Origin of the sequence: Bartonella sp. CE47NXGY (assembly GCF_042195415.1) — a bacterium.
Lineage (GTDB): Bacteria > Pseudomonadota > Alphaproteobacteria > Rhizobiales > Rhizobiaceae > Bartonella.
Genome location: NZ_JBHIOI010000089.1, coordinates 1 through 2,530 on the forward strand (window position 1 = coordinate 1; position 2,530 = coordinate 2,530).

The following is a 2,530-nucleotide window of genomic DNA, read 5'->3' on the forward strand; positions in this document are numbered from 1 at the left end:
GCCGCCCATTTATCCATATAAACGCGGCGCTGTTCTAAATAGTCAGTCCGACGATAGGCACGCTCTACTTTACCGCCGACCGTATGAGCTAAAATAGTTTCAGCGACCTCATAGGGGGCATCGGTTGTCTCAGCGAGCCAATTGCGTAAACTAGAGCGAAAACCATGGGGGCAGGCATCAATCTTATTCTCTCTCATATACTTTGCCATACAACTATCAGCAAGGGGACCGCGACCGGTAGCAGAAAAAAAGAAATCATTGCGAGAGAACAAGCGCGCTTGTTTTAAGATTTCTAATGCCTCTGATGATAAGGGCACACGAAATTCTGTTGTAGCATCACGCAAACCTTTCATATTTTCAGCAGGGATAGTCCAGATATCTCCATCAACTTGATCTTTATGAATATGACACAAAGGATTGGTACGAACCCCTGTCAGAATAAGCAAACGCAAAGCCAGTTGTGTTAAGGTTGATGCTTCGCAAAGTGTTTTATAAAAGGTAGGGACATCTCTCCAATCCATAGCTGGTAAATTTTGTGTTTTATGACGTTGTTTACCTAAGAGCGCGCGTGCTTTTTCTGTTGCTTGTAAATCAACATTCAAACCCAAGGCAGCCGCATGTTTGAGACAAAGATTAAGACGGGTAAGAGCTCTATTAGCTGTTCCAGCTTTTGAATGCCAAATAGGGGCAAGAACATTGCGTATCTCTGTTTGTGTAATCTCAGAAACAGGCAGACAGCCTAATTTAGGGAGAATATGTAGGCGTAAAGGTGCAAACCAATTCCCATCTTTACCATCCCCTTTTAACTCAGATTTCCGACTTTCAAAAGTATCTAAAGCAATATCTTTTAAGTAATGAAGATTGCTTATTGCCTCACGCTTTTGTTTATCGCGTTCTTTAATAGGGTCACGACCCTCATGCAAAACAGAACGCCATTGATTTGCTAATTCACGGGCTTTTTTTAAAGAAACATTTTGCAACGCACCCAAGCCCATTTCACGGCGCCGACCATGAATGGTATAGCGATAAATCCATTGAGCACCTCCATCTTTACGCTTATGAAGTAACAAGCCGGCACCATCATTATATTTGCCAGCTCCCAATGTTGCGACAGCCCTTGCATTAAGACGGTTCATAAGAGCCATTTTTAGTCCTTTCTTATACAGTTTTTATCCATACACTCATCCCACTTGTTATGTGCAAATGAGTGGTTTTGATTGATTCAAGATAAACAGATTTGAAACGAGAGAATCCTACGTTATTCGGGACTCTCATTCAACATACAAAACAGTGAATTATCATTATAAATCAATACCTTGTCCAAGCAGGAGGGGCACTTGTCTGCACCTGCTTCTGTTCTGTCGTTGCTGGTCTACTGCTCCCCATGTCACAATTCCTTCCTATAATAAAGCATATCTATGCCATAACCTTGTTTGTTCAGTGCACGTTTCCAACCTAAACGCCCTAAAATCTCTATCTCAAAAGCCCCATTCTCACGCGCCCAATCCTCTACAAATGTCAAATTATCAACTTGATCAAGAACGCCCTTGCCACTACATTCACAAATCAGTGCGCGCTTCTTTCCTAAAACTGTCTGCTGTATCTGGGTCGTGAATGCCGCTAAAAAGCGCTCGTCATCATCCAAAACAAGCCATAACTGTTTCTTGCCACTGCAAATCGCTTCAAGGAGCTCTTGCAACGTGATTTCATGTTTGAAACGCTCTACATACTCTCTAAAGGATGCAATGATGTCTTCAAGATAAGGCGCTATACGCTCCATATCCCAAGACGTGGTCAAAAAGACTTTTGCCATTACCCTCTGCCTAAAGGACGTAAATCCACGTTAAACCCCGTAATTGCCGTCCAAGGTTCATTTGTAGGAATACGCAATTTAAAGCGGTGATAACGATTGCGCGAACGACCATGATAAGCGCCCCGTGACATACGAACACACCCTCTCCTTGTGCCATGTGATCGGTGTCTGATGATTACGAAGCCGACGTTCTCCGATACTTAAAAGACCTTCCGTCGTATCAACTTCGGCAAACATTTTTGTGATAAAGTTAAAACTTCCATCTGGTGCTCCCAATTCTTGCGAAACAACCGTTGCCTCCATCGGTGCTCCCGTAAACATAACAAGCCGATTTTCATCATCAAAAGCACCAAGCATGGGTGCGCCACTTTGCCAACGAGGGCTGTCTAAAGAAGCCGGCAAGGACTCAAGATTGATCGATATCTCATCTAACTGTTCTAAAGTATACCCTGTCGTAAATACTGGAAACAACGTGAAAGGTTTTCCCTGTAGCGTCGACCATTTCTGCAATCCCCAATCATAGACAAAGGTCGTTTGCTCGTTATTACCTCTTTTTAAGGACCAGTAAATCCGGTTATCAATGGGGTCTATAACCCCTTGCATCTCATCAAGAGCAAACTTATCAAAGGTTTTAAAAACCGTTCTATCAACCTTCTCAAAGCCTATCGGCAAAAGTTGACCATCCAAACTCATCTGATAAAAGCCACCATCACCAGC

General features: G+C 43.0%; 2 protein-coding genes and 1 pseudogene. All 3 read right to left on the reverse strand.

The window, feature by feature from the left end:
* Positions 1–1,145, reverse strand: a 1,145-nt coding sequence (locus tag ACFIL3_RS09585; protein ID WP_375667101.1) for a tyrosine-type recombinase/integrase, incomplete at its 3' end; no start/stop codon positions are given.
* Between the two features lie 242 nt (positions 1,146–1,387).
* Positions 1,388–1,813, reverse strand: coding sequence for a hypothetical protein (locus ACFIL3_RS09590; protein ID WP_375610955.1), 426 nt, complete (start codon positions 1,811–1,813; stop codon positions 1,388–1,390).
* Positions 1,813–2,530 (reverse strand): annotated as a pseudogene (locus ACFIL3_RS09595) (hypothetical protein); the annotation flags it as partial. The pseudogene ACFIL3_RS09595 and the gene ACFIL3_RS09590, both read right to left, overlap by 1 nt.